This is a genomic window from Acinetobacter sp. ACIN00229 (assembly GCF_016106645.1).
GTDB classification, from domain to species: domain Bacteria; phylum Pseudomonadota; class Gammaproteobacteria; order Pseudomonadales; family Moraxellaceae; genus Acinetobacter; species Acinetobacter oleivorans.
Map to the genome: position 1 here is coordinate 155,593 of NZ_JADWOM010000005.1, position 25,260 is coordinate 180,852.

General features: G+C 39.9%; 21 protein-coding genes. 13 read left to right on the forward strand and 8 right to left on the reverse strand.

The genetic code is table 11. From position 1 onward, the window contains the following. Nucleotides 1-20 precede the first annotated feature (20 nt). From I7H67_RS06360 to recJ, 5 genes are all read left to right on the forward strand, one after another. A complete protein-coding gene (locus I7H67_RS06360; protein ID WP_060465086.1) occupies nucleotides 21-818 on the forward strand; it encodes an MBL fold metallo-hydrolase in 798 nt (265 codons plus the stop codon). 194 nt (nucleotides 819-1,012) lie between these two features. Then, on the forward strand, nucleotides 1,013-2,479 hold the full coding sequence (gene guaB / locus I7H67_RS06365; RefSeq protein ID WP_004790042.1) for an IMP dehydrogenase: 1,467 nt from the start codon (nucleotides 1,013-1,015) through the stop codon (nucleotides 2,477-2,479). A gap of 148 nt (nucleotides 2,480-2,627) precedes the next feature. Further along, nucleotides 2,628-3,965, forward strand: coding sequence for a phosphoglucosamine mutase (glmM, locus tag I7H67_RS06370; RefSeq protein ID WP_144732554.1), 1,338 nt, complete (start codon nucleotides 2,628-2,630; stop codon nucleotides 3,963-3,965). 10 nt (nucleotides 3,966-3,975) lie between these two features. Then, nucleotides 3,976-4,632 (forward strand): pyridoxamine 5'-phosphate oxidase, encoded by a 657-nt coding sequence (gene pdxH, locus I7H67_RS06375; protein ID WP_198307389.1) that lies wholly within the window; start codon nucleotides 3,976-3,978, stop codon nucleotides 4,630-4,632. After that, nucleotides 4,633-6,333 carry a single-stranded-DNA-specific exonuclease RecJ gene (gene recJ, locus I7H67_RS06380; RefSeq protein ID WP_198307390.1) on the forward strand — a complete coding sequence of 567 codons (1,701 nt, stop codon included), beginning with the start codon at nucleotides 4,633-4,635 and terminating at the stop codon, nucleotides 6,331-6,333. Nucleotides 6,334-6,382: 49 nt separating this feature from the next. On the opposite strand, the gene I7H67_RS06385 is transcribed toward recJ, so the two are convergent. Then, nucleotides 6,383-7,150 (reverse strand): putative porin, encoded by a 768-nt coding sequence (locus I7H67_RS06385; protein ID WP_004790036.1) that lies wholly within the window; start codon nucleotides 7,148-7,150, stop codon nucleotides 6,383-6,385. A 392-nt stretch (nucleotides 7,151-7,542) separates the two neighbouring features. Here I7H67_RS06385 and prfB point away from each other — a divergent pair. The 5 genes from prfB to I7H67_RS06410 all read left to right on the forward strand — a co-directional run bounded on the left by prfB (nucleotide 7,543) and on the right by I7H67_RS06410 (nucleotide 12,402). Then, a protein-coding gene (prfB, locus tag I7H67_RS06390; RefSeq protein WP_107880456.1) for a peptide chain release factor 2 occupies nucleotides 7,543-8,638 on the forward strand; the annotation gives its coding sequence in 2 pieces (ribosomal slippage) (nucleotides 7,543-7,614 and nucleotides 7,616-8,638; 1,095 coding nt in all). Nucleotides 8,639-8,859: 221 nt separating this feature from the next. Beyond that, complete coding sequence (locus I7H67_RS06395; RefSeq protein WP_002121891.1) at nucleotides 8,860-9,162, forward strand: ArsR/SmtB family transcription factor; 303 nt, start codon at nucleotides 8,860-8,862, stop codon at nucleotides 9,160-9,162. 28 nt (nucleotides 9,163-9,190) lie between these two features. Beyond that, complete coding sequence (locus I7H67_RS06400) at nucleotides 9,191-10,249, forward strand: alkene reductase (RefSeq protein WP_198307391.1); 1,059 nt, start codon at nucleotides 9,191-9,193, stop codon at nucleotides 10,247-10,249. A 156-nt stretch (nucleotides 10,250-10,405) separates the two neighbouring features. Continuing rightward, nucleotides 10,406-11,698 (forward strand): 3-deoxy-D-manno-octulosonic acid transferase, encoded by a 1,293-nt coding sequence (locus I7H67_RS06405; RefSeq protein ID WP_198307392.1) that lies wholly within the window; start codon nucleotides 10,406-10,408, stop codon nucleotides 11,696-11,698. Beyond that, entirely contained in the window at nucleotides 11,695-12,402 is a 708-nt protein-coding gene (locus I7H67_RS06410) for a 16S rRNA (uracil(1498)-N(3))-methyltransferase (protein ID WP_198307393.1), read from the forward strand. Before I7H67_RS06405 ends, I7H67_RS06410 begins: the two co-directional genes overlap by 4 nt. Here I7H67_RS06410 and I7H67_RS06415 read toward each other — a convergent pair. Beyond that, on the reverse strand, nucleotides 12,382-13,362 hold the full coding sequence (locus I7H67_RS06415; RefSeq protein WP_198307394.1) for a mechanosensitive ion channel family protein: 981 nt from the start codon (nucleotides 13,360-13,362) through the stop codon (nucleotides 12,382-12,384). The genes I7H67_RS06410 and I7H67_RS06415 overlap by 21 nt on opposite strands. Before the next feature lie 113 nt (nucleotides 13,363-13,475). Then, nucleotides 13,476-14,051 (reverse strand): DUF805 domain-containing protein, encoded by a 576-nt coding sequence (locus I7H67_RS06420; RefSeq protein WP_198307395.1) that lies wholly within the window; start codon nucleotides 14,049-14,051, stop codon nucleotides 13,476-13,478. A 294-nt stretch (nucleotides 14,052-14,345) separates the two neighbouring features. Between I7H67_RS06420 and acs the strand changes: the two genes are divergently transcribed. Then, complete coding sequence (gene acs, locus I7H67_RS06425) at nucleotides 14,346-16,295, forward strand: acetate--CoA ligase (protein WP_198307396.1); 1,950 nt, start codon at nucleotides 14,346-14,348, stop codon at nucleotides 16,293-16,295. 41 nt (nucleotides 16,296-16,336) lie between these two features. Here the strand turns inward: acs and I7H67_RS06430 are convergent, their stop codons facing one another. Beyond that, the gene (locus tag I7H67_RS06430; protein WP_198307397.1) at nucleotides 16,337-16,879 is read right to left on the reverse strand and encodes a cysteine hydrolase family protein; all 543 of its coding nucleotides are present in this window, start codon (nucleotides 16,877-16,879) and stop codon (nucleotides 16,337-16,339) included. A gap of 105 nt (nucleotides 16,880-16,984) precedes the next feature. On the opposite strand from I7H67_RS06430, the gene I7H67_RS06435 reads away from it, so the two are divergent. After that, nucleotides 16,985-17,398, forward strand: coding sequence for an Lrp/AsnC family transcriptional regulator (locus I7H67_RS06435; protein ID WP_198307398.1), 414 nt, complete (start codon nucleotides 16,985-16,987; stop codon nucleotides 17,396-17,398). A 93-nt stretch (nucleotides 17,399-17,491) separates the two neighbouring features. Here I7H67_RS06435 and sfnG read toward each other — a convergent pair whose 3' ends face one another. Together sfnG and msuE are read right to left on the reverse strand one after the other, a co-directional pair. Further along, complete coding sequence (gene sfnG, locus I7H67_RS06440) at nucleotides 17,492-18,604, reverse strand: dimethylsulfone monooxygenase SfnG (protein WP_005300669.1); 1,113 nt, start codon at nucleotides 18,602-18,604, stop codon at nucleotides 17,492-17,494. A 43-nt stretch (nucleotides 18,605-18,647) separates the two neighbouring features. After that, the gene (gene msuE / locus I7H67_RS06445) at nucleotides 18,648-19,388 is read right to left on the reverse strand and encodes an FMN reductase (protein ID WP_005300671.1); all 741 of its coding nucleotides are present in this window, start codon (nucleotides 19,386-19,388) and stop codon (nucleotides 18,648-18,650) included. A gap of 376 nt (nucleotides 19,389-19,764) precedes the next feature. Here msuE and I7H67_RS06450 point away from each other — a divergent pair, with 376 nt between their 5' ends. Continuing rightward, nucleotides 19,765-20,415, forward strand: a complete 651-nt coding sequence (locus I7H67_RS06450) for a response regulator (protein ID WP_013196611.1) — start codon at nucleotides 19,765-19,767, stop codon at nucleotides 20,413-20,415. A gap of 43 nt (nucleotides 20,416-20,458) precedes the next feature. On the opposite strand, the gene I7H67_RS06455 is transcribed toward I7H67_RS06450, so the two are convergent. Both I7H67_RS06455 and I7H67_RS06460 read right to left on the reverse strand, forming a co-directional pair. Further along, complete coding sequence (locus I7H67_RS06455; protein WP_013196612.1) at nucleotides 20,459-21,226, reverse strand: hypothetical protein; 768 nt, start codon at nucleotides 21,224-21,226, stop codon at nucleotides 20,459-20,461. Between the two features lie 389 nt (nucleotides 21,227-21,615). Further along, nucleotides 21,616-25,113, reverse strand: a complete 3,498-nt coding sequence (locus tag I7H67_RS06460; RefSeq protein WP_111855189.1) for a PAS domain-containing hybrid sensor histidine kinase/response regulator — start codon at nucleotides 25,111-25,113, stop codon at nucleotides 21,616-21,618. Nucleotides 25,114-25,260: the final 147 nt, after the last annotated feature.

The window sequence follows — 25,260 nt, forward strand, 5'->3', positions numbered from 1 at the left end:
AAGTTTTTTTGGGGAATTGTATGGGGTTTGAAAAAACAACATCGCAGATATTATTTGATAACGGCGTACATAAATGTATTAGTTTTACCAGTTTGGTCAAAGGGGAAGGTATCCAAGCCAATCAATTTTTAATTATTGATCATGAGCGTGCTGCTGTAATCGATCCGGGTGGCGATTTGACCTATGTTCCATTAACGATGGAATTAAATAAATATACACGTTTGAAAAATCTAGACTATGTGATGGCTTCGCATCAGGATCCAGATATTATTACTTCAATGCCGCGCTGGTTAGTCTATACCGATGCTAAAGTCGTGGCGTCAAAATTATGGGCACGTTTTCTACCGCACCTAAATTCCTCATTTATGAGTGAACGTATGAAAGGGAATTGGGAAGACCGTCTTATTGAATTGCCTGACCGTGGCCAAGTGATTCAATTGGGGGAATCAAAGTTAGTTGTAGTTCCTGCCCATTTTCTACATTCGGTGGGTAATTTTCAGTTTTATGATCCAGTCGCTAAAATCTTATTTTCTGGAGATATGGGTGCTTCGATTGTTGAGGATGCCAATCAACCTTTGACAGATTTCGATACGCATGTTCTAAAAATGAAAGCTTTTCACCAACGCTATATGTGTTCCAATAAGGTTATCCGTTTATGGGTAAACATGGTCCGCCAGATGGACATTGAAATGATTGTTCCACAGCATGGCAGTCCATTTATTGGCAAAGAAATGATTAATCAGTTTTTGGACTGGATTGAGGTTTTACCTTGTGGTGTCGACTTGATGACAGAACAAGTTTTTAGTTGTCCTGCCTAAATATGATGTCTAATGATCAACCCAGATAAAATTCTGGGTTGCAAAAACATGGGTTAAAAAATAACGTTAAAACGATAATAAGTAGGAATTATTTAGAGCAGCTCTACATCTATTGCTGAAAAAGGCAAAGATAATATGAAAATTGCATTGAAATTTGTTTATAATAGCTCACGGAATTTACCAGTGAGATTGTTATGCTGACCATCGTTCAAGAAGCGCTAACCTTCGATGATGTCTTATTACTTCCTGCCTACTCTACTGTTCTCCCAAAAGATGTCTCTTTAAAGACACGTTTAACTCGCGGCATTCATTTAAATATCCCATTAGTTTCAGCTGCAATGGATACAGTGACTGAGTCACGTATGGCGATTGCGATGTCACAAAATGGTGGTATCGGGATTTTGCATAAAAACATGGATATTGCTGCTCAAGCTGCAGAAGTACGCCGTGTAAAGAAATTCGAAGCGGGTATGGTGAAAGACCCTATCACTGTAACGCCTGAAACTACAGTACGTGAACTGATTGCAATTACCACTGCTAATAACATTAGCGGTGTGCCTGTTGTTAAAGACGGCAAGGTTGTTGGTATTGTGACAGGCCGTGATACGCGTTTTGAAACTAATTTAGAACAACCTGTTAGCAACATCATGACAGGTCAAGATCGTTTAGTCACTGTACGTGAAGGCGAGTCTAAAGAAAATATTCAAGCATTATTGCAAAAACACCGTATTGAAAAAGTCTTGGTCGTTGGCGAGAGCAACGAACTTAAAGGCTTAATTACAGTGACTGACTTCCGCAAAGCTGAAAGCTATCCAAACAGTTGTAAAGATGATCTTGGTCGCTTACGTGTTGGTGCTGCGGTAGGTACAGGTGCTGATACACCAAGTCGTGTGGAAGCATTGGTTGAAGCTGGTGTTGACGTCATTGTTGTTGATACAGCACACGGTCACTCAGCTGGTGTAATTGAACGTGTACGTTGGGTGAAACAAAACTTCCCTCAAGTACAAGTGATTGGTGGAAACATTGCAACTGGTGATGCTGCATTAGCATTATTAGATGCAGGTGCCGATGCTGTAAAAGTAGGTATTGGTCCTGGTTCTATCTGTACAACACGTATTGTGGCAGGTATTGGTATGCCACAAATTTCTGCGATTGACAGCGTTGCTAGCGCACTAAAAGATCAAATTCCTTTAATTGCAGATGGCGGTATCCGCTTCTCTGGCGATATGGCAAAAGCGATCGGTGCGGGTGCAAGCACGATCATGGTTGGTTCATTACTTGCAGGTACTGAAGAAGCGCCAGGCGAAGTTGAGTTTTTCCAAGGTCGTTACTACAAAGCATATCGTGGTATGGGTTCATTAGGTGCAATGGCGGGAGCAACTGGTTCTGCTGACCGTTATTTCCAAGATTCAAAAGCGGGTGCTGAGAAGTTAGTACCAGAAGGAATCGAAGGCCGTGTTCCATATAAAGGCCCAATGGGTAACATCGTTCATCAAATGATGGGTGGTTTACGTTCATCGATGGGTTATACTGGTTCAGCTGTGATTGAAGATCTTCGCCAAAATGCGAAATTTGTGAAAATTACTTCAGCAGGTATGTCTGAGTCACATGTTCACGATGTAACGATTACTAAAGAAGCTCCAAACTATCGTGTTGGTTAGATTTTGGTAACCAAAACAATGAAGAAAGCCGTCATTACACTGACGGCTTTTTGTTTTTGGTGTAAAGTAAATCTGAGAAAAGAAATATGGCGGAATTGCCATATATGAAGTGAGCCACCGCTGAAGTGGCGTAAGAATGAGATAAGCTATGAGTTATTTTGGAACGGATGGTATTCGTGGAAAATTTGGGCAAATGCCTATTACTCCAGAGTTTGCTTTAAAACTCGGTTTTGCTGCAGGGAAGGTATTAAAACGAACGAGTCAAAAAAATAAACCACTCGTTGTATTAGGAAAAGACACTCGTTTATCTGGCTACATTTTAGAATCTGCTTTGCAAGCGGGCTTAAACGCTGCTGGCGTATATGTTCATCTACTTGGTCCTTTACCAACACCAGCCATTGCACACCTTACTCGTGCTTTACATGCACATGCAGGTATTGTTATTTCTGCATCGCATAATCCATATTATGATAATGGGATTAAATTCTTCTCAAGTGAAGGCAAAAAATTACCGGACTCGTTACAAGAAGAAATTAACCGCGAATTAGAAAAAGATTTATTCATTGAGGACACTGCAAACTTAGGTAAAAGTGTTCGTGTAAATGATGCAAATGGTCGCTATATTGAATTCTGTAAATCTACATTCCCTTACCACTTTGATTTAAATAATTTAAAGATTGTGTTGGACTGTGCTCATGGCGCTGCATATAGCGTTGGGCCTTCAGTTTTCCGTGAGTTAGGGGCAAAAGTTGTTGCTTTATATAATGAACCAGATGGCTTAAATATTAATGAGAGCTGCGGTTCAACACATCCTGAACACTTACAAAAAGCAGTGGTTGAGCACGAAGCAGATTTAGGTATTGCCTTTGATGGTGATGCTGACCGTGTTGTGATGGTTGATAAGTTTGGTAACTTAATTGATGGCGACCATATTTTATATATTTTGGCGACTCAAGCTCAAAATAAGCCAGCGGGTATTGTTGGTACAGTCATGAGTAATATGGCACTTGAAGTTGCACTTGAAAAAGCAAACGTTAACTTTGTTCGTGCAAAAGTCGGTGACCGCTATGTATTACAAGCTTTAGAAGAAAATGGTTGGGTGATAGGTGGCGAACCTTCTGGTCATATTCTAACTTTAGACAAGAGTACGACTGGTGATGCCATTATTGCTGCTCTTCAAGTTTTAACTGTGATGGTTGAGCAAAATAAGGCTCTTCATGAATTGGTTCAAGACTTTAAATTATTCCCACAAGTTCTTTTGAACGTACGTTTAGAACAAATGCTGGATCCGTATTCTATCCCGGCATTGGTTACTGAATTTGATAAAGCAGAAGCACAGCTCAAAGGCCGTGGACGTATCTTGATTCGTAAGTCTGGAACAGAGCCTGTGATTCGTGTCATGGTTGAAGGTGATGATGAGCAAGAAGTGAATGCTTTAGCTCAACATTTAGCAGATTCAGTTCGTTCCCAAGCACAAGTCGCATAAGGTGCATGACATGAGTGATGTCATCAAAGATTTAAGTGAATTACGCTTAAGTTATGAGCAAGGTGAGTTGCATGAGGGGCAGGTTGAATCTAACCCTCATCAGCAGTTTCTGGGTTGGTTTAACCATGCTCTAGCAGCCAATTTGCATGAACCCTATGCAATGTCATTAGCAACATCAAGTGCAAATGGCAGACCTCATGTTAGAACTGTTTTGTTACGTGGGGCCACAGAAGCTGGTTATGATTTTTATACGAATTATGACAGTCAAAAAGGTATTGATTTGGCAGAAAACCCATATGCCGAATTATTATTTTACTGGCCAAGTCTAGAGCGTCAGGTGCGAGTGGGTGGTCGTGTAGTTAAAATTGCTGAGCAAGAATCTACAGATTACTACCTTAAGCGACCACGTGATAGCCAGATTGCAGCGCATATCAGTACTCCCCAAAGTGGTAAAATTGAAAGCCGAGAGCTGTTACAACAACGTTTTCAAGACTTACAACAGCAAGTTGAAAGCCGTGAAGTGCTTGATAAGCCGGAGTTCTGGGGAGGGTATCGTCTGCAACCAGATTATTATGAATTCTGGCAAGGACGACCAAATCGTTTACATGACCGCTTGAGTTATGAAAAAATCGACGGTCAATGGACGCTGCACCGACTGATGCCTTAAATGACAAAAATACAAATCAAACAAAGACCTTTATTAACACGCCCTGAACAATTTCAGGGCGTGCCGCCGTTTATTGCCGAAATTTTGGCAAGGCGGGGAGTACAATCTGAACAGGAATTAGAGCTAAAGCTTAAGAATTTACTTGCTCCTCAGCTCAAAGGATTAGAAACTGCTGTGGCATTAATAGATCAAGCTATTGATGCACAAAAAAAGATTGTTATTGTCGGTGACTATGATGCTGACGGTGCAACCAGCACAGCGTTAATGGTATTGGTGCTTCGCGATATGGGAGCACAAGTCGACTATTTAGTTCCAGACCGATTTAAATACGGTTATGGGCTTACCCCCGCAATTGCAGAGCTTGCGCATCAAACTTATCAACCCGATTTATTAATTACAGTTGATAATGGAATTTCCAGCCATGCTGGAGTTGATACAGCCCATGCGCTGGGCATGCAAGTTATTATTACCGATCACCACTTAACAACAAAAGAAACGCCTCTAGCGGAAGCGGTGGTTAACCCAAATCAGTTAGGCTGTGATTTTCCAAGTAAGGCGCTTGCTGGTGTTGGTGTTGCATTTTATGTGCTGGCCAATTTGGCAAGTTTACGTAGCAGACAAGGTAAAAGCACAAGTAAAGTCACTCAATATCTAGATTTAGTCGCTTTGGGAACTTATGCGGATGTTGCTGTATTAGATTATAACAACCGCATTTTAGTGGATGCAGGGGTGAAGCGCATTCAGCAACATCAATGTCGTGTTGGAATATTGGCACTGTTGGATATTGCTGGCCGAGAGGCGTCGTCTTTGCGTGCACAAGATCTAGGTTTTGTTTTAGGTCCGCGTATTAATGCTGCGGGGCGGATGGAGAGCATGCGAATCGGTATAGAGTGTTTATTAGCAGACTCTATGGAAACAGCTTACCCGATTGCTCAACAATTAAATCAGTTAAATATAGAGCGGCGACAAATTGAAGGAGAGATGAAGCAACAAGCTTTATCTGCTTTAGATAGCTTGCAACTTTCAAAAGAAGATATTCCTCCAGCTCTGGTGCTCTTCGAGGAAAATTGGCATCAAGGCGTGATTGGGATTGTCGCAGGGCGTTTAAAAGAACAGTTTCATCGCCCAGCTATTGTCTTTGCACCAGATGAAGATGGTGTCCATATTAAAGGATCTGCACGTTCAATTGATGGCGTACATATTCGAGATATGATTGAACAGGTTGCTGAACAACATCCTGAATTGGTGAGTCATTTTGGTGGACATGCAGCAGCGGCTGGTTTAACGATACGTAAAGAAAATTTTGATGCTTTTAAAACAGTGTTTACTACCTGTGTTGCAGCTATGGAAGAATCTTTGTTTCAAGCTACTTTATGGACAGATGGGGAATTACCAGCTTCGGCTTTGCAACTAGACACATTGGACTGGATAGAGCAGCTTGGGCCATGGGGGCAAAAATTCCCTTTTCCTCAGTTTGAAGGAGATTTTAAAGTTGTCGATTATCGCTGGCTTAAAGAAACACATCTAAAACTTAGATTGGCTCTTGATCAATATACTTTTGATGCGATTGCTTTTAATGCCGCTGGACGATTTGAATTTAATCCTATGCGAGATGAAGTTCATTTGGTCTATGAGATTGATCGTAATGTATTTAAGGGTAATGTAAATTTACAATTGCGTATTGTGCATTTAAACCAATAAAAAAAATCCGCTCATTTGAGCGGATTTTTTTATAAACTTTTAGGTAAGATTAGAAGCGGTAGCCTGCACGAACACCATAAGTGTTATCGTTGTCACCGAAACCAATACGACCTTCAAGACTTACTTGTTGATTTAAGAATTTTTTAGCATTAATACCAAATTCATCTTTATCAGTTAAGTCGTTATTGTAGTAATCCACACCAAGACTTAAAGTTTTATCGATGTAGTAGTCACCACGAACTTTATATTCGTCTAGATCACCAAACGCACCGAACGCTTCAAGGTTTACGTCATGTTGACCTACTTGAGTTACGTATTTAGCACGAACTGTTGGATCAGCGCCGTCTTTACCATCTTTTTCGTCGTAACCTTTAACACCTAGTGCAAGTAATAAACCTGGAGCTGGTAAATAACCTACTTCAGCTGCATAAGTAGTTACTTTGCTATCAATATTGGTGTTATCAATTTCACGCTCATTACGGCCTACATCACCGCTAAGGTAGAAATCTGAGTTAGGAACATAGTATTCAACACCTACGCCATACTGAGTATCTTTAGTACCGCTGTTATCGCCATAGTTGATAAGTGCGTTAACATTACTTGCACGGCTTAAAAATGCTGCTTCTGCAAGTGGAGCGTTACGAGTTTGAACAGGATTAAAGTAATAAGTCCCGTCAACACCGAATTTACTTACGCTGCTACCGTTGTCTGGATCAAGATAATTGTAAGAACCACCAACTTCAGCTTGGTAAGCGTTTGCTGCGCCACTTACTGCGAGTGCAGATAAAAGAGCTGATGCAATTGCTAGTTTTTTCATGGAATCTCTCCCCTCTAAAAAGCGATTTTATAAATGTTTTGTTACAACTTTTAGTCTAGAGGAAAATCGGGTAGCGTCAATCTTGCACAAGTAACCGCACTGTAACTATGTGCTTTTTTTGTAAATATGTTTAACTTAAATATTTGATTTTAAAATATAAAAATAGAATGTTTAATTTTATTAAAATTGAGGAGATTTTGTGTAGATCATAAAAAATGCTGTAAAAGTACCCAATTTTGTATGAGGATGTTACTGGTTAAGCTTAAAATGAACTGAAGAAAATTTAGAAATTAGATGAGTGAAATATAATGAGAAATACAAAGCAGGTTCGAAGATAACCGCAGCTATGCTAAAATAATTGCCTGTTTATCTGCTCTTATGGGAACACTCGCGTGGAAATTAATCCTTATCTAAACCAATTGAAAGACTTAACTGATCGTAGCCAAACACTACGGGGGTATCTTTGACTACGATCTGAAAAAAGAGCGTTTAGAAGAAGTTTTACGTGAGTTAGAAGACCCTGCGATTTGGAATGATCAAAGCCGTGCTCAGGCAATGGCGAAAGAAAAGGGCGAACTAGAAAACGTTATTAATGTATTGGATGGGTTGTCAACACAACTTGAAGATGCAAAAGCGATGTTAGATTTGGCTGTAGAAGCTGATGATGAAAGCTTGCTTGAAGATGTTCAGTCAGAGCTTAGTGCTGCTGAAGATGAACTGGCTAAACTTGAATTCCGTCGTATGTTTAGCAATCCAATGGACCCGAATCCTTGTTATGTCGAGATTCAATCAGGCTCAGGCGGTACCGAAGCACAAGACTGGGCATCTATGCTATTACGTATGTATATGCGCTGGATTGAACGTCATGGCTTTAAAGCAGAGCTCATGGAAGTATCTGATGGTGACGTAGCTGGTATTAAATCTGCAACAATTCGTGTTGAAGGTGAATATGCCTACGGTTGGTTACGCACAGAATCGGGTGTCCACCGTTTAGTTCGTAAATCACCATTTGACAGTGGTAACCGCCGTCATACTTCATTCTCTGCGGTATTTATTTCACCAGAAGTTGATGACAATATTGAAATTGATATTAATCCTTCTGATGTTCGTACCGATACTTACCGTGCATCTGGGGCAGGTGGTCAGCATATTAACAAAACCGATTCGGCAGTACGTTTGACCCACACTCCAACAGGTATTGTGGTGGCGTGTCAGAACCAGCGTTCGCAACATGCTAACCGTGACCACGCATGGAAACAGTTACGTGCGCGTTTGTATGAATTGGAAATGCAAAAACGTAATGAAGCGGCTCAAGCTCTAGAAGACTCGAAGTCTGATATTGGTTGGGGAAGCCAAATTCGTTCATATGTATTAGATGATTCACGTATTAAAGATTTACGTACGGGCGTTGAAAACTCTAATACAGGTGCTGTTCTTGATGGTGACCTTGATCGCTTTATTGAGGCGAGCTTAAAACAAGGTTTATAAGAGTCTGCTGAACTTTTAGTTTAAATACAGTTCATCTATGAATATGTAGAACTCTTGGATTTTTAGCGATTAAAACGGCAAAGCAATTCAGCCTTCGAATCTTAATCGAAAAAATGCGATATGAATATCGAAAAAAATAGATATGAATATCGCAAAAATGCGATATGATGTTTTCGAAATGCTGAATAAAGCTTTGTTCGTTTAAAAGACGTGTTGAGCCTATGGATATTGATGCAATTAGCAAAGCCCTTTCCAATCCGCTACGTCGGCAGATTTTGCAATGGTTGAAAGAACCTGCGCATTATTTACCAGTGGAAGAGTGTGGTGGTAGTTTTGAGAAGGGTGTTTGTGCAGGTCATATTGAACGATTGGGCAAAGTAGCACAGTCTACAATGTCGAATCATTTGTCTGTTTTACAACAGGCAGGTTTGATTCAGGTACAAAAATATGGTCAATGGTCTTATTTTTCACGTAACGAAGCTTTGATTCAGCAATATATCGAACATTTAAAACAAACACTTTAACAATATTAAAGTGTAAGTCGAGGCGACTATGGCTGAACTCAATACTCCTTTAACGGTTGGTGATTTTGAAATCAAAAATCGATTGGTAATGGCTCCATTAACGCGTGCGCGTAGTGGTGAAAGCCGAGTACCTAATGATTTGATGGTTGAATATTATCAACAGCGTGCAAATGCTGGTCTTATTTTGACTGAAGCAACAGTGATTGGTTCAAAAACTGTAGGTTATGCAGAAACCCCAGGATTATGGTCACAAGAGCAGGCACAAGCTTGGAATAAAATTATTGAGGCAGTTCATGCTCAAGGTTCAAAAATTGTAGCTCAACTTTGGCATGTTGGCCGTATTTCGCATCCTGAACTTTTAGATGGTGATATTCCTGTTGCACCAAGTGCAATTCAACCTGCGGGTGAAGTGAGTTTATTACGTCCTAAACGTCCGTATGTAACACCACGCGCACTTTCATTAGAAGAAGTGAAAGAGGTTGTTGCTCAATATAAAAATTCAGCAGAATTAGCTAAAGCAGCTGGTTTTGATGGTGTTGAATTACATGCAGCGAATGGTTACTTAATTGACCAATTCCTTCAAAGTAATACAAATCAACGTGATGACGAATACGGTGGTTCTGTTGAAAACCGTGCACGTTTATTATTAGAAGTCGTTGATGCATTTATTGAAGTGTGGGGCACTGGCCGAGTAGGTGTACATATTGCACCACGTGGTGATTCACACGATATGGGTGATGAAAACCCGTTAGCAACGTTTGGTTATGTAGTTGAACAACTGAGCCAACGTAATGTTGCTTTCATCTTCTCTCGTGAATATGAAGCTGCTGACAGTATTAGTCCTAAACTTCGTGAAAAATTTAATGGTGTATGGATTGCGAATGAGAACCTAACACCAGAGTCAGCAAAACGTATTTTGCGTGATGATGAAGCTGACGCAGTATCTTTTGGTAAAGCATATATTGCCAACCCAGATCTTTTACAGCGTTTAGAGCAAGACTTACCTTTAAATGAACTTCAACCAACAACTTTATATGCAAAAGGTGCTGAAGGTTATACAGACTATCCAACGCTAGAAGCTTCGTAATTTTTTAAACTGATAATTTACTGACCTCATTCATTTATGGGTTCAGTAAATCGCTTTTCTTGTAATGGTAGAGTTTAGGTATCGAAACTCTGCCATTTTTTCTATCTATGTTATATTTTCCCCAGTTTTAAACTTTGACTATTTGAGGCAACCCGCTTGGCGACCCCATTTTGGTACAACACCGCACTCCATTTATTAAAACCTTTTTACCACTGGCGGATAAAAAAACGTGCAGAAAGCCAGGAATTATATAATCAGGAATGTCTGGAAAGATTTGGGCCGTTTGAATCTCCAAAAAATGTGAGAGCAATTTGGTTCCATGCTGTTTCGGTTGGAGAAACCAATGCTGCGCAGCCTTTAATCGAGCATTATCTTAAACTCGGACAACCTGTGCTAGTTACTAATACGACTAAAACTGGGCAGGCACGTGCCAAATCATTATTTTTAAAAGCACCTTATTTAGATTTATTTCAAGCAGTTTATTTGCCTGTTGATCAAAAGCATCTTTTAAAACAATTTTTTGAATTGTATCAGCCAAAACTTTTAGCATTGGTTGAAACTGAACTTTGGCCAAATTTAATTGATCAAGCCAAGCTACAACAGGTTCCTTGTTTATTGTTAAATGCGCGGTTATCAGAAAAATCAGCTAAAGGTTATAGTCGAGTCTCAGGTTTAACAGCAGGAATGCTGAAACAAATTGACTGGGTGTTGGCACAAGATAATGCTACTCGCCAACGCTATGTCGAGCTTGGCTTAGATCAACAAAAAAGTCAGGTGGTTGGAAATATTAAATTTGATATTCACGCACCAGAAGCATTTATAAATCAGGCAGCAAAGTTATATCAGCTATGGTATTTGGGCCAACGAAAAGTACTGACAATTGCCAGTACACATGCACCCGAAGAACAACAAATTTTGCAAGCACTTCAGCCTTATTTAAAGTCAGATCCAGAGTTGGTTTGTATTGTTGTACCTCGACATCCTGAACGTTTCGATGAAGTATTTGAAATTTGCCAAAACCTAGATTTAATTACTCACCGTAGAAGCTTGAATCAAAGTATTCATACGAGTACACAGGTTTATCTAGCCGATAGTATGGGAGAGCTTTGGTTATGGTACGCCTTAAGTCAGGTGTGTTTTGTTGGTGGTTCTTTAAATGAGCCGGGTGGTGGACATAATATTTTAGAGCCTATGGTTTTGAATGTACCGACCGTAATTGGACCTCGTTACTTTAATTTCCAAACCATTGTCGATGAGTTTATTGATGAAAATGGTGTGCTCATTGCCCAAGACGCTGAGCAAGTTGTGGCAATCTGGATAGCATGTTTAGCTGAACCTGATCAGGCCCAACAAGTAGTAGAACAAGCACATAAAGTCTTACAACGTAACCAAGGTTCATTGCAAAAACATATTGGCGTAATTAACCGGTATTTGGCCGACAAACCATGAATATCGTTTTACTAGAGCCTGAAGATATTCAGTCAGACACGTGGTCAATTCACTCAAAGCGCCAATTACAACATTTACGTGAACATCTTGATATTACGGTTGGCCAAAATCTAAAAGTTGGTGTTCGTAATGGCGCACGTTATACCACTGAAATTATCTCGATTAACGAGCAAGAAGTTTGTATACGACCTATTAGTGAAGAAGCTGTACCTGCAAAACTTCCGGTTCATTTAATTATGGCTTTACCAAGACCCAAAGTTTTACGCCGTTTAATCATGGACAGTGTGACTTTAGGGGTGGAAAGAATTAGTTTGATTCATAGTTATCGGGTAGATAAAAGCTATTGGCAAACTCCATTTTTGCAACAACTCGATAACTATGTGACTTTAGGGCTTGAGCAAGCAGGTGACACGATTGTTCCTGAAATTCACATGTACAAACGCTTTAAACCTTTTGTTGAAGACGTTCTGCCAAGCTTGATCTCCAAAGAAACACCCGCCTATGTGGCTCACCCTTATGCCGAGCAGAGCATGCCAGTTAATATTCCACATGCTTGTAGTGTAGTCGTGGGTCCCGAAGGTGGCTTTATTCCCTATGAAGTTGATTTGCTCACAAAAAACGGCTGCCAAGCTGTGAGCTTAGGCAACCGTATTTTAAGAACTGAAACGTCTATTTCTTATATTTTAGGTCGTCTCTTTAGTTGATGCTTCAGAATTTAAAAGTGGCTGATTTGCGGCCATTTTTAATTCCTGAATTGGGTAAGGAATATTAATTCCGTTCGCATTAAAAGCTTGCTTGACCTGAGCTTGAATGGTGCTCGTAGATGACGAAATATCAGTTTCAGTTGTATCAACCCACCAGCGTACAGTCAGGTTAACCGAGAAATCTGCTAACGCTGTAACGTTAACCGAGAAGGCTGGCTGACTCAGTACATTTCGATCATTGTTAAGAATATCTAAAATAATCTGCTTAGCTTTTTGTTCATCGTCGTCATATCCAATTCCGACTACAAACTCACAGCGTCGTTGTTGATAAGCAGTATTTACAGTTAAAGCACTTGTATAAACAGTTGCGTTTGGAATAACAATGCGACGACCATCTGGCGAGCGTAAGAATGTTGCACGAATTTGAATATCTTCAACAGTTCCTTCAAGCGAATTGACAACAATGGAGTCTCCAATGCGGAATGGTTCGCTTAATAAGATTAAGATACCTGATAGTAAGTTTTGAAAGATATCTTTAAATGCAAAACCAATAGCGACAGAACCAATTCCAAGTGCACTCATGAGTTGCCCTGGTGTAAACCCTGGAATCGAGATCACTAAAGCAATTAAGAAACCAAAGAATAAAATCGCTGTACTGCCTACACGGTTTAAGACCAAAACGAGGTTTTGGCGTGTGTAAGAGCGGTTTTCTAAGGTTTTACGAACAAAGAACTTAAATAATTTGGTCAGTAGCCAAAAAATAATAAAAACGATAATCGCAATACATATATAAGGCACACGTTCCCAGAAGCTATCCACGATTTTGTCGATAGTGGTATAGGCATCATGATACTTTTCAGTATGGGCTAAAACCGTTTGAGTGGTTTTAGTGCCCGCTTCTTGCAAAAGTTCGCCTGTATTTTTTGCGACATCCGTTAAGGATTTTTGTTCATCAGCCACGGCAAGTCTCAATTAAAAAAATTTATGAAAGCGATTTTCGGCTTTCATCATAGTAGGAGATAAAATGTGCGCCTACTATAATGAGTTCATCTAAATAATAAAGTGTTTTTTAATTAAAAGTATTCCGTTCCTTTTTGTAAGATTTGTGTCGGTGTTTCTAAGGTATCAGTCCCTGAGAAATAATAAAAAATTCCTGCTGTTGAAATAAGGCTAACTAAAATAGCGACTAAAATAAGCCAAGCCATCAGTTTTTCTATAAACGTTGTTGGTCGAACAGGACCGTATTCGTTTGGACCTGCTGTACCTGAGGCAAGCAGTAAATAAATCATAAAAAAGAACTGAACAACTGGAATGAACAATAGCAATCCCATCCAGCCACTCTTATTTAGATCATGCAAACGTCGAACAACGAGAACAATATTTAAATAAATCAGGAACAGCGAAAAAGCCCAGACTACCAAGGCACTGGCTCCAGAAAGAGAGCTATAAAATTCAAAATTAAATAAATTGCTTGAAAGCTGAAAACTTCCAAGAAATGAAGCCAAAATGAAATAGCCCAAGAGGGTGACTAAATAAATCAGTCCATAACCACCTAAATAGCTCATGCGATTAAAACGTCCATGAATTGAAAACGGACTATCTTTAAAAGGGAGTTGTGGTGGGCGTGAGGAGCTTGTTTGGGCAAACATATTATTTTATTCCTGTGTTGCGTATGAGAGACAAAATAATCTTTGTTGATGATCAAAACCATCAAATCTTGCAAAAATTATAAAAGTAAAAGCTATAGACAAATGTTTTAAATCAACTTAATTTTATAAAAATGTTCACAATTTCGTGTGCTTGAGTAAGTGATTAATATATGACCAAAGTCGCATTGTTTAGACTTTGAAAGAGTCATCATACTGCAAAGGCATACAAATAAGATCCAGTAAAATAATAGCCACAGTCTCGAGATGGGATGCACAAGATCAAGGAAGTTGCGTATGAATGAGATCTATCCAGTACCAGAGGAATTTAAAAAAACAGCTCGTACTGTTGAAGCAGACTACTTTAAACGTTATCAACACTCTATCGAGAACCCAGATGAATTCTGGGCAGAGCAAGCTAAAATTGTCGATTGGATAAAGCCATTTACCCAAGTTAAAAATACGAGTTTTGACAAAGACAATTTCAAGATTGAATGGTTTGCCGATGGTGAGTTGAACGTATCAGCAAACTGCCTAGACAGGCATCTTAAAGAACACCCTCATAAACCTGCAATTATTTGGGAAGGTGACCATCCTTCTCGTCATAAAATCGTTTCTTATAAAGAATTACACGACGAAGTCTGCCGCTTTGCCAACGTTTTAAAGAAATATGGTATTGGTAAAGGTGACCGTGTTGTGTTGTATATGCCGATGGTCACTGAGGCTGCAATTGCCATGTTGGCCTGTGCCCGTATTGGTGCTGTTCACTGTGTGGTATTTGGTGGGTTCTCGCCAGACTCTTTAGCAAGTCGTATTGAAGATAGCCAAGCTAAACTGGTGATTACCGCAGACTCAAGTCTACGTGCCGGAAAACTATTACCACTCAAAGAAAATGTCGATTTGGCTCTAGAATTGCCGGGTACAGAGTGTGTTGAAAATGTAGTGGTGGTTTACCGTAATGCGAACCCGATTGAAATGAAGCCGGGACGTGATTTATGGTATCACCTCATTATTATGGAAGTGGATGCAAACTGTCCTCCAGAACCGATGAAGGCTGAAGACCCATTATTTATTCTCTATACCTCGGGCTCGACAGGTAAACCGAAAGGGGTTTTGCATACCACAGGTGGTTATTTAGTCTATGTAACAAGTACCTTTAAAGAGGTCTTTGATTTAAAACAAGATGATGTATATTGGTGTACGGCCGATGTAGGCTGGATTACAGGGCATAGTTATTTGATTTATGGCCCGCTTGCAAATGGAACTACAACCTTAATGTTTGAGGGCGTCCCTCAATATCCAACATGGGCACGTCTTGGTCATGTGGTCGATAAACATAAAGTCTCTATTTTATATACAGCGCCAACTGCAATTCGCGCCATGATGAGAGAAGGGGATTCGTTTGTACGTGAAAGTAACCGTAGCAGCCTGCGTTTACTTGGTTCGGTCGGTGAGCCTATTAATCCTGAAGCTTGGAATTGGTACTACAACGTTGTTGGTGAAGGCCGCTGTCCGATTGTTGATACATGGTGGCAAACCGAAACAGGCGGTATTTTGATTGCTCCATTGCCGGGTGCAACAGCTTTAAAACCGGGTTCCGCAACACGTCCTTTATTTGGTATTCAACCTGCCATTGTAGATGGTGAAGGCAATGAGCTAGAGGGTGCGGCTGAAGGTAACCTTGTAATTAAAGATTCATGGCCGGGCCAGATGCGTACCATTTGGGGCGATCCTGATCGCTTTATCGAGGCGTATTTCTCAACCTTTAAAAGTACCTATTTTACAGGTGATGGTGCTCGTCGTGATGAAGATGGCTATTACTGGATCACAGGTCGAGTTGACGATGTCTTGAACGTTTCAGGTCACCGTTTAGGTACTGCTGAAATTGAAAGTGCTCTGGTGTCACATGAAGCCGTGGCAGAAGCTGCGGTGGTGGGTATGCCGCATGATATTAAAGGACAAGGTATTTGTACTTTTGTGACTCTACAAGCGGGTGTTGCAGAGTCGGAAGAACTGCGTAAAGAGTTAATCAACTGGGTGCGTAAAGTGCTTGGGCCTGTGGCTTCACCAGATGCACTACATTGGGCACCAGCATTACCTAAAACTCGATCGGGTAAAATCATGCGCCGTATTCTAAGAAAGATTGCGGCAAATGAATTAGATAGTTTAGGTGACACTTCAACTTTGGCTGAACCTGCTGTAGTAGATCAGTTAATTGCAACGGTTTATCCCGATAAGCAAAACTAATTTTAAAAAAGCCCCATTTGGGGCTTTTTTATTAAGCTTTATTAAGAGTTTGCTAAAAAATCAGTAGTATTTTGTACATTCGCGAATGTACTAAGCGCAGTTAAAAAAGCTGTTTGTACGTCTTCTGCTTTTGTAGTCTTCCCAGCATAGCTTAAATCACGAGTTGCGGTGGCATCTCCAATTAAAATGGGTTGATAGCCCAGTTCTTTGGCTGCGCGTGTCCCTGAATCAATACACATGTGAGTCATCATGCCTGTAATCACGAGTTGCTCAATTTGATGTGCTTTTAAAAGTTCCTCTAAATTGGTTTCTAAAAAACTGTTTGGATAGTGCTTTGTTACGATTAATGAATCACTGCCAGCACTGAGTTCAGGGTGAAGTAAAACTCCATCTGTATTTTCTTGGAAGAAACTCGCTTGTGGCGGGTTAATATGTTGTACATAAATAATTGGTAAGTTTTTCTCGTTAAAATATTGTTCGAGTTGTTTTATTTTTTCTAGCGCTTGCTCTGGCCCAACCAATTCCATTTTGCCATTTTTAAAATAATCATTTTGTACATCGATAATTAATAGTGCTTGTTTCATGAGATCACTCTTGTTGATATGAGATAAAACAAGATTATTCTCTGCCAGTAAAATCGGCTATAGTCAGATGAAAGCATTACCGCCAGTTTTCTTTCGCCATGAAAAATGAATATTGAATTAGACCCGATTGATCTAAAAATTATTGCATTGCTTAAACAAGATTCTCGACTAACCAATAAAGAAATTGGGCAACGTGTGCATCGAACAGGGCAGGCAGTGGGCGCTCGAATTGCTCAGTTAATGGATGCTGGTGTCATTAAAAATTACACTATTGCCGTACAATATTCGCATAAACAATTTATTCATTTGCATTTAAATGAACAACGCGCATTTGAAGAAATTGAAAATTTGGTTAAGCAATATGAACAAATAGATGAATGCTTTAAAGTGATGGGCAATGCTTGCTATATGATTGTGAGTCATTTTGAACCCGCAGCATTAAATGAATTTATCGAGAAACTTTCAAAATGGTGCCGTTATTCGGTTGAAACAGTGATTCGACAAGTCGAGAAATCTTAAAAAATAAAGGCTCCAAGCCGAGTCTTGGAGCCAATAAGTCTTTATTTTTAATTTATTGTTTTTATTGTCTTGCGCTGCTTTAAATGAAGTTTTTTAGGCTGATTTCGCTTGAATTTCTATCTCCTTTTCTTGTTGAAGTTCTAATTGGCGAACGAGTGGTAGAACTTTTTCCCCAAAATATTCTACTTCTTCAATGAAATGTAAGAATCCAGAAAGAATCAAATCAACACCTACATTTTTAAGCGCCACAATACGCTCTGCAATTTGCTGCGGTGTACCAATTAAATTGGTTTTAAAGCCATCGTTATATTGCACTAAGTCTTCAAAACTTGATTTTGCCCAGTTACCTTGTTGCTCTGGAGAAGCTGCACCCGCTTCACGTGTTGCATCGCCAAACGCATTTACTGCTTCAGTGTTGGCTTTATCAATAATTTCTTGAAGTACCGCTTTTGCTTCTTCTTCGGTATCTCTAGCAATAATGAACGCATTTACACCAATTTTAACCTGATGATTATTGGCTTTAGCTTTAGTGCGAATGTCTTCGACTTGTTTTTGAATTTCTTCTACGGTATTACCGTTGGTGAAATACCAGTCAGATACACGTGAAGCCATGTCACGTGCTGCACGTGAGCTCCCGCCTTGAAACACTTCAATATGAGGCTTTTGCAGAGGTTTCGGTTTAAGTGTGTAGTTTTGGAATTGATAGTATTTACCATCGAAACTATAGTTATCGGTGGTCCAAATTCCTTTTAACGTACGGATAAACTCTTCAGAGCGGACGTAGCGCTGATCATGCTCTGGCCACTCTTCACCAATCGCATCAAACTCTCCTCTAAACCAACCACTCACCACATTAATGGCAATACGGCCTTCGGTTAGATAATCGATTGTTGCAAGTTGCTTAGCTGCGAGTGCCGGTTTCCAGGGGCCGGGCAGAATAGCTGCAATCACCTTAAGTTTTTCAGTTTTTGCCAGTAATGCATGACTGAAACTTACTGATTCATGTTGGTTTTCTGCTCCGTACCCCGCCGTAAAACGAATTTGAGTGAGCGCATATTCAAAACCATTTTTTTCGGCAGCCTGTGCAAGTCGAACATTGTAGTCATAACTCCAGTCTGTACGCTGTTCGATGTTACTTACTACAAGGCCACCGCTTACATTTGGTACCCAATAAGCAAATTTAATAGGTTGTTGTAATTGCGTCATGGTTTGCTCCCCCAATTCGTATTTTTATTTAGCGATATTGCACTTAGGCAACATGCGTTGTTAATGATTTGCCAGACTTGTGATGCAAGCGAGACTCTGCCGCATCAAGATCAGGTACAGCCGCTGAAGGTAATACTTCTTCTTGCTCAATTTGCTTGTTAATACCAAGCTCTTGATTTGCTTGCTGAGTCTTAGATTTGACTACTTCAGCACGTTCACCTTTCGCTGGTGCCCATTCTAAAATTGGCAATGCACGCGCTACTGCTAACGTAATACGATCTGATAATTGCTCGCTTTTCACCGTATATTCAGGGGTAAAGTCACGATCAGTTGCATATACGCCGATTGGTAAAGTTTGTGCTTGGAAGAAGCTGAACAATGGACGAAGTTGATGTTCAAGTACCAGTGCATGACGATCACTACCGCCTGATGCTGCTAAAAGTACAGGCACATCGACCAATGCAGTTTGTTCAACAAAATCGAAGAAATGTTTGAAAAGACCCGTAAAAGATGCACGGTAAACTGGTGTACCTACAATTAAAGCATCAGCTGCTTCAACCGCTGCAAGATCATCTTGCACGCGCTGTGGAAGTTGGTTGCGATAAAATGCACCGCCTAATAAAGGCCCAATTTCACTTAATTTAATAAAATGAACTTTAATATCGGTTGCTTCGGATAACTCATCAAGAATGGCTTGAACCAGACTTTCCGTTTTAGATGGGGTATTTAAGCCACCAGAAACAGCAACAATATTCAAAGGTTTTGGTGATGTGATACCAGTCATAATTTGGTTCCTAAGCCTAAAACAAGAGATTGGACTTATTAATCAACAACGACGGCGAACTGTAAAATAACGAAATTGGTCAACCTTATCAGTTTTAAATATAAAAGATAAATAGTGGATTTTTATACTTTATTTATCTATTAAGTTGCTGTTTTTATTTTATATAATTATTGGTGATATATTTTTTATAATAAAAAGTAAGCTTATATAAAAAACAGATTAATTTTGATTAAATGTTAAAAAACATCTGAAAATTTTAGCTAAGTTCTGCATTTATCATCATTTTGCATAAAAATGGATAAGATGAACGTATCTTTCATCTAAATAGTAGGGTTACAATAGGCCATACTTATGCTCAAGATTACTTTAATCGCTTATGAATATTTTAATCGTTGATGATCATCCTTTGTTTCGTCATGCTTTAATTCAAGCAGTACGTTATAGCCTGCCACAGGCACAAATTCATGAAACAGCTTCGGTTGATGAGTTTTATGAGCGTTTGGAAAATGGGGCAGAACCTGATCTAGTATTACTCGATTTAAATTTACCGGGTGCTTCAGGCTTTTCTGCTCTAGTCTATGTACGAGCACAGTATCCAGCTATTCCAATTATTGTGGTTTCTGCACATGAAGAAACTTCAATTATTCAGCGTGCGATTGCACATGGCGCGATGGGTTATATTCCTAAATCTGCTCATCCAAGTCATATTGGTGAAGCGATTCGTCAAGTTTTAGAGGGTGAAATCTGGTTACCACCTAATTTGCCACCTAACCTTAATCTTGATCCGAGAGCGGCAGATGAAACTGCTTTAGCTGAACGTATTCAATCTTTAACACCACAGCAATTCCGTGTTTTGATGATGGTTGCGGAAGGTTTGCTTAATAAACAGATTGCTTATGAACTTGATGTGTCAGAAGCAACGATTAAAGCGCATGTGACAGCAATCTTTAGAAAATTAGGTGTGCAAAACCGTACACAAGCCGTATTGGCAATTAGTGCACTCAATATTGAAGATAAGAAAATCTAAAAATAAAAAAGACCTCAGTTGAGGTCTTTTTTATGTGTGGCACTTAAGCAAGGCAATCTTGCTTTGGTGTCAGGCTATCGCAGTACAAAGGATTGAGTGCACATTGCAAATCATCAATTTGATCTTGAGTGACATAACCTTTCATTTTTAAATATTCAGCCACGCGGTCATCACGCAAGCTTAAAAACGCTGCATCATAAACACCTAAATCTACAAAAAGTGCAGCTGTTTCTAAGCTATTGAAGCGATCAAGGAAAATATCATTGCCATACATTAAGAAGATATGGTCGAGTTTTGCTTTTTCATCGACATGTAGTCGTTCAGCAAGTTGATCTGGGTGAGTTTTAATAAAGAGTAAGTCAGAGAGCTCATCAAATTGAGTCATATCTAGCTGATTTTCGCCAAGTTTGACATGACCAAGCCAAGCTTTGAAAACAAGTACAGCTCCACCGCGAAGTAACATGCTCCAAATTTGATGACGTGTATCGTGATCAAGATTTTCACTTTCAGCGCTAAGCACTTTTAAGAAGTTTTCTTCTTGTTGTGCCAATTTATCAAATAAGCCTAATCCTTGAGGATGATAAGCCGCAGGTGCAAATACATCAAAATTTAGATCATGAAATACATTAAGCGCGAGTGGGACTGCACTTTGATAAATCGTATTTAACGCTTTGATATGGGCTTCATTGAGTTTGCTGTTGGGAAAAATACTTTGCCAATCTAGTTCAGGAAGTAAAGCATTGGCACTGTATTGACGATAAAACTGTTGAGATGAGAGTTGGTTTTGTGGGCTATTATCAGAAATGTTCATGGCAATTGTCCTTTGCATTAATTCGTGAGCAGGGGTGCTTAATATAGAAATCGGTTAAAAAATGGTTATACATTTATCAAATGCGTTTGGAATAGTTATGTGTCATCAAGAATGCAAGTAGAATACGACTAAAGTCGTATATGGTGGTTCGAGTTAGATAATATTTTTTAAAAACAAATATTTATTAAATTGTAACTAAGTATACAAGTGTTCACTTACAAAAAAGATGGGCTTTGCCATAGAAAAAGGGCTGTTGGAAAGTTTAGCCAATTATTTAATCAACAAAAGTAGACTTTTTGAGCAGTTCTGCCTATTGGCTTAAATTAAACCTATAACTTTTGCCAAAAAATCTCTCCCAAACTTATAAAAAGCTTGGGAGAGGAAAATGTTTAATCTGCCGCGCTGGCAATTTTAAGTCCCGATAGCCATGCTCTTAGAGAGGCTGGTTTAAGCGGTTTTTTGAGTAAAACGATATTCAGTTCTTTCAATTGTTGAGGTAATTCTGGATGCGAGTCCGCTGTAATTAAAGCAACCGGAACGTCATGCTGTCGATTTTGCATAATAAAATCGACACCGAGTTGGTTGTTATTTAAATGCTGATCGATAAGCCAGACCTGAATATTCTCTTTTTGAATAATCTCAAGTGCTTGTTCTGGTTCAGTGGCTTTAAAAACCTCATAACCCCATCGACCTAATAAGCTACTCATTCCTTCTAAAATAGTTTCATCATTGTCTAAACATAAAATCCGGTAGGCTTTAGTTTTTAAAGGCACTGCCTGTACGGTTGGAGTTATTACTTTTGGCGCTTCTACAACTGGAACCTCAATCATAAAGCAGGAGCCTTTATTGAGTTGAGAGTAGACATGAACAGGGTAATTCAACAAACCTGTCATACGCTGCACAATTGCGAGACCCAAGCCTAGGCCTTGCTCACCCCACGGTGATAAATGCCCACAGCGTTCGAATTCTTGAAACAGTTTAATACGTTGTTCTTCGGCAATACCGGGGCCTGTATCCCAAACACCAATACGAATATGGTCAGGTTTTTGAGCCGAACGTAGAACACCGACAATCACTCGGCCTTTGGCAGTATAACGCAGTGCATTACTCACAAAGTTTTGAATAATACGTCGTATCCATTGTGGATCTGTGTCAATCCAGAATGATACATCGTGAACTTTGAGTGAAATATTTCGCTGAGCAGCAATCGATTTAAACTGTAGTTCAAGATCACTGAGTAAATCATGTAATGGATAAGGCTGTCTTTTTGGCTGTATGCTACCGCCTTCCAAACGCGCAATATCGAGTAGGGCAGAGAGCATGCTTTCTGCACCATATAGAGCACGGTCAAGCTGTTGCAAAGTTTGACGGTCTTCTTCTGTTGCAATGCTTTGTTCAAGAACGGTACTAAAGAGACGAGCCGCATGCATGGGTTGTAATAAATCATGACTTGCCGCTGCAATAAATCGGCTTTTTGACATATTCGCCATATCGGCTTGTTCACGCGCAAGTTGTTGCTCGGTTAAAGCATCAGCAAGCTGTTGAGTTCGGTCTTTTACTCGGGCTTCAAGTATTGCCTCATTTGCACGGAAAGCAGTAATGTCGGCGAATGTTGTAACAAAGCCTCCACCTGAAATAGGATTACCGCGCATTTGAATAACGCGTCCATCTTTACGGATTCGTTCAAATTCATGTGCACTTCCGACTTTCATCCAGTGTAAACGTTTACGAACATGTTCTTCGACTGAACCAGGGCCGCATTCGCCGCGTTCAGCGTTATAACGAATTAAATCAGCAATTGGACAACCCACATAAACTAAGTCTTTCGGGTAGCCAAATAGTTTTAAATATTGGTTATTCCAAGCCACCAGACACATATTTTTATCAACCACACTTACCCCTTGGGTCATGTGGTCAATCATGGTCATGAGCAAGTTTTGATTGAAACGTTGCCACTGTGAGGCTTGGTCTAAAATATTAGCGACTTGTCCTAATGCGAGGCCATTATTGATCATTGCTGTAGTGAGCAAAGTACGGGCAGAGGCTGCGCCGATAATGCCAGCTAGATATTGCTCGGTAAAACGCCACCACATGCCATTGGCGATGCTATTGGGGTTGAGCGTGAGATGATTTTGCTCGCAAAAGTTCTCGAATGCTTGTGTTGTTGGTTGCTCACCTGTAATTCTTTTAGCAAGAGCGAACAGGTCACCTACTTTTAAACGTGCAGCATCGTGCGGTAAATAAGTTAAATCAGTAGAAGTATGTGGTGATGGCAGGGGTTTGGTTTCATAGTAGAAAAAGCTTTCTGCCTGAATTTGTTCTGCCACACTTGGGCGGTAAAGTTTAGAAATCCAAATATATAAAACAATATTTAAACCAAGCGACCAGATTACACCGTGTGTAAGTGGCGCAAATGATTCAAAACCGAAAAGTGACTCTGGTCGTAAGGCGTTAATTCCAAAAGGGCCAAAAAGCAAAATACTTTGGGCAGTTTCCTGATAGGCCTCTGGCAAACTACGTAAAATCGTTGGAAATAGTAATGTGTAACTCCACATCAAAAATCCAATAATGAGGCCAGCATAGACACCTTGACGGCTTCCGCCTCTCCAATACAATCCACCAATGAGAGCAGGTGCAAATTGGGCAACTGCACTAAACGCCAATAAACCAAATACTGAAAGCTGGTTAATATCATTAAAGAAATGAAAGAATAAAAAGCCAAGTAGCATCACCGCGACAATACTAATACGACGGCTGAATTTAAGAACTTTAGGTAAATGTTTATCGTGACGTGACAGCAACTTAAAACGCCAGAGTGCAGGCATAATCAAGTCGTTACTGAGCATGATAGATAGGGCAACAGATGAAACCAGTAACATGCCTGTTGATGCAGAGAACCCACCTAAAAAGGCCAGTAAAGCCAACCACTCTTGGTTATAACTCAGGGGTAATGAGAGTACTGCAACATCAGGCACAGTTAAGAACTTCGGTGCTGCATGTAATGCCCAACTTGCGATCGGAATAATGGCTAAAATTGTTAAAATCAGATAAACCGCAAACCATTTGCGTGCACCGCGAATATGTTTTTCATCTCGTAATTCGACAACCGCGACATGAAACTGGCGTGGCAGGCAGATAATTGCCAAACCTGCCAATAAGGTCTGAATCCAGAAAGTTTCAGGCACACCAAACAACTGAACTTCTTGAAAGGTTTGGTTCACATCTGATGTGACTTGGACAAGGTTCGCTGGTGTTTCAAAAATAAAAAATAAAGCAACGCAAATCAGCGCGAATAATTTTACAAAAGATTCAAATGCCACAGCTAACATGAGACCGCCATGTTGCTCGGTATTGGCAATTTGCCTTGTACCAAAAATCATGGCCAAAATAGCCAGTACACTGGTTAAAAGCAAAACACTATTGGTGGTTGTATGGATATGAGCATTCTGTTCCATAATGACAGAAGTACTTAAAGCAATCGCACGTAACTGTAGAGCGAGATAGGGAATAATTGCGATTACAGCCAAAATGGTGACCAGTGAAGCCAATACCCCACTTTTCCCATAACGTGCCGCAACAAAGTCAGCAATTGAGGAAATCGCATGGTGCTGGCGTACCCGACCTAAACGTCGCCAAATGTCATAACCAAACCAGACAAATAAGAGAGGGCCTAAGTAAATAGGCAAGAAAATGACGCCTTCTCGAACAGCTGCTCCAGTCGCGCCGTAAAATGTCCATGATGAACAGTAAACGCCTAACGTTAAGCTGAACAAGAACATGCGGCCACGTGTACTCAGACGGCTGGCATGCTTTTCACCAAAAAAAGCACAAATAAATAAGAGTGCTATATAAAGGGTGAGTACCCCAATAATCAGCCAGCTGTTCATATGACTCACATGATTAAAACCTTGTGCCTATCATACCCCAAGCAGAAACAAAGCTATAAATTGATTAAATTTTAACGACCAAAGTCTAAGTTACGAATTACACGTAATTTTGCTAACTTTAATCCTGAGAAACTACTATTAAAAAGT

Excerpts from the sequence above, each read along its gene's own strand:
- glmM (WP_144732554.1), top strand. The coding sequence starts at position 2,628 with ATGAGTTATTTTGGAACGGATGGTATTCGTGGAAAATTTGGGCAAATG.
- I7H67_RS06435 (WP_198307398.1), top strand. The coding sequence starts at position 16,985 with ATGAATATTGAATTAGACCCGATTGATCTAAAAATTATTGCATTGCTT.
- pdxH (WP_198307389.1), top strand. The coding sequence starts at position 3,976 with ATGAGTGATGTCATCAAAGATTTAAGTGAATTACGCTTAAGTTATGAG.
- I7H67_RS06385 (WP_004790036.1), bottom strand. The coding sequence starts at position 7,150 with ATGAAAAAACTAGCAATTGCATCAGCTCTTTTATCTGCACTCGCAGTA.
- I7H67_RS06410 (WP_198307393.1), top strand. The coding sequence starts at position 11,695 with ATGAATATCGTTTTACTAGAGCCTGAAGATATTCAGTCAGACACGTGG.
- I7H67_RS06420 (WP_198307395.1), bottom strand. The coding sequence starts at position 14,051 with ATGTTTGCCCAAACAAGCTCCTCACGCCCACCACAACTCCCTTTTAAA.
- I7H67_RS06430 (WP_198307397.1), bottom strand. The coding sequence starts at position 16,879 with ATGAAACAAGCACTATTAATTATCGATGTACAAAATGATTATTTTAAA.
- acs (WP_198307396.1), top strand. The coding sequence starts at position 14,346 with ATGAATGAGATCTATCCAGTACCAGAGGAATTTAAAAAAACAGCTCGT.
- guaB (WP_004790042.1), top strand. The coding sequence starts at position 1,013 with ATGCTGACCATCGTTCAAGAAGCGCTAACCTTCGATGATGTCTTATTA.
- I7H67_RS06460 (WP_111855189.1), bottom strand. The coding sequence starts at position 25,113 with ATGAACAGCTGGCTGATTATTGGGGTACTCACCCTTTATATAGCACTC.
- I7H67_RS06450 (WP_013196611.1), top strand. The coding sequence starts at position 19,765 with ATGAATATTTTAATCGTTGATGATCATCCTTTGTTTCGTCATGCTTTA.
- recJ (WP_198307390.1), top strand. The coding sequence starts at position 4,633 with ATGACAAAAATACAAATCAAACAAAGACCTTTATTAACACGCCCTGAA.
- I7H67_RS06395 (WP_002121891.1), top strand. The coding sequence starts at position 8,860 with ATGGATATTGATGCAATTAGCAAAGCCCTTTCCAATCCGCTACGTCGG.
- I7H67_RS06455 (WP_013196612.1), bottom strand. The coding sequence starts at position 21,226 with ATGAACATTTCTGATAATAGCCCACAAAACCAACTCTCATCTCAACAG.
- I7H67_RS06400 (WP_198307391.1), top strand. The coding sequence starts at position 9,191 with ATGGCTGAACTCAATACTCCTTTAACGGTTGGTGATTTTGAAATCAAA.
- I7H67_RS06360 (WP_060465086.1), top strand. The coding sequence starts at position 21 with ATGGGGTTTGAAAAAACAACATCGCAGATATTATTTGATAACGGCGTA.
- msuE (WP_005300671.1), bottom strand. The coding sequence starts at position 19,388 with ATGACTGGTATCACATCACCAAAACCTTTGAATATTGTTGCTGTTTCT.
- sfnG (WP_005300669.1), bottom strand. The coding sequence starts at position 18,604 with ATGACGCAATTACAACAACCTATTAAATTTGCTTATTGGGTACCAAAT.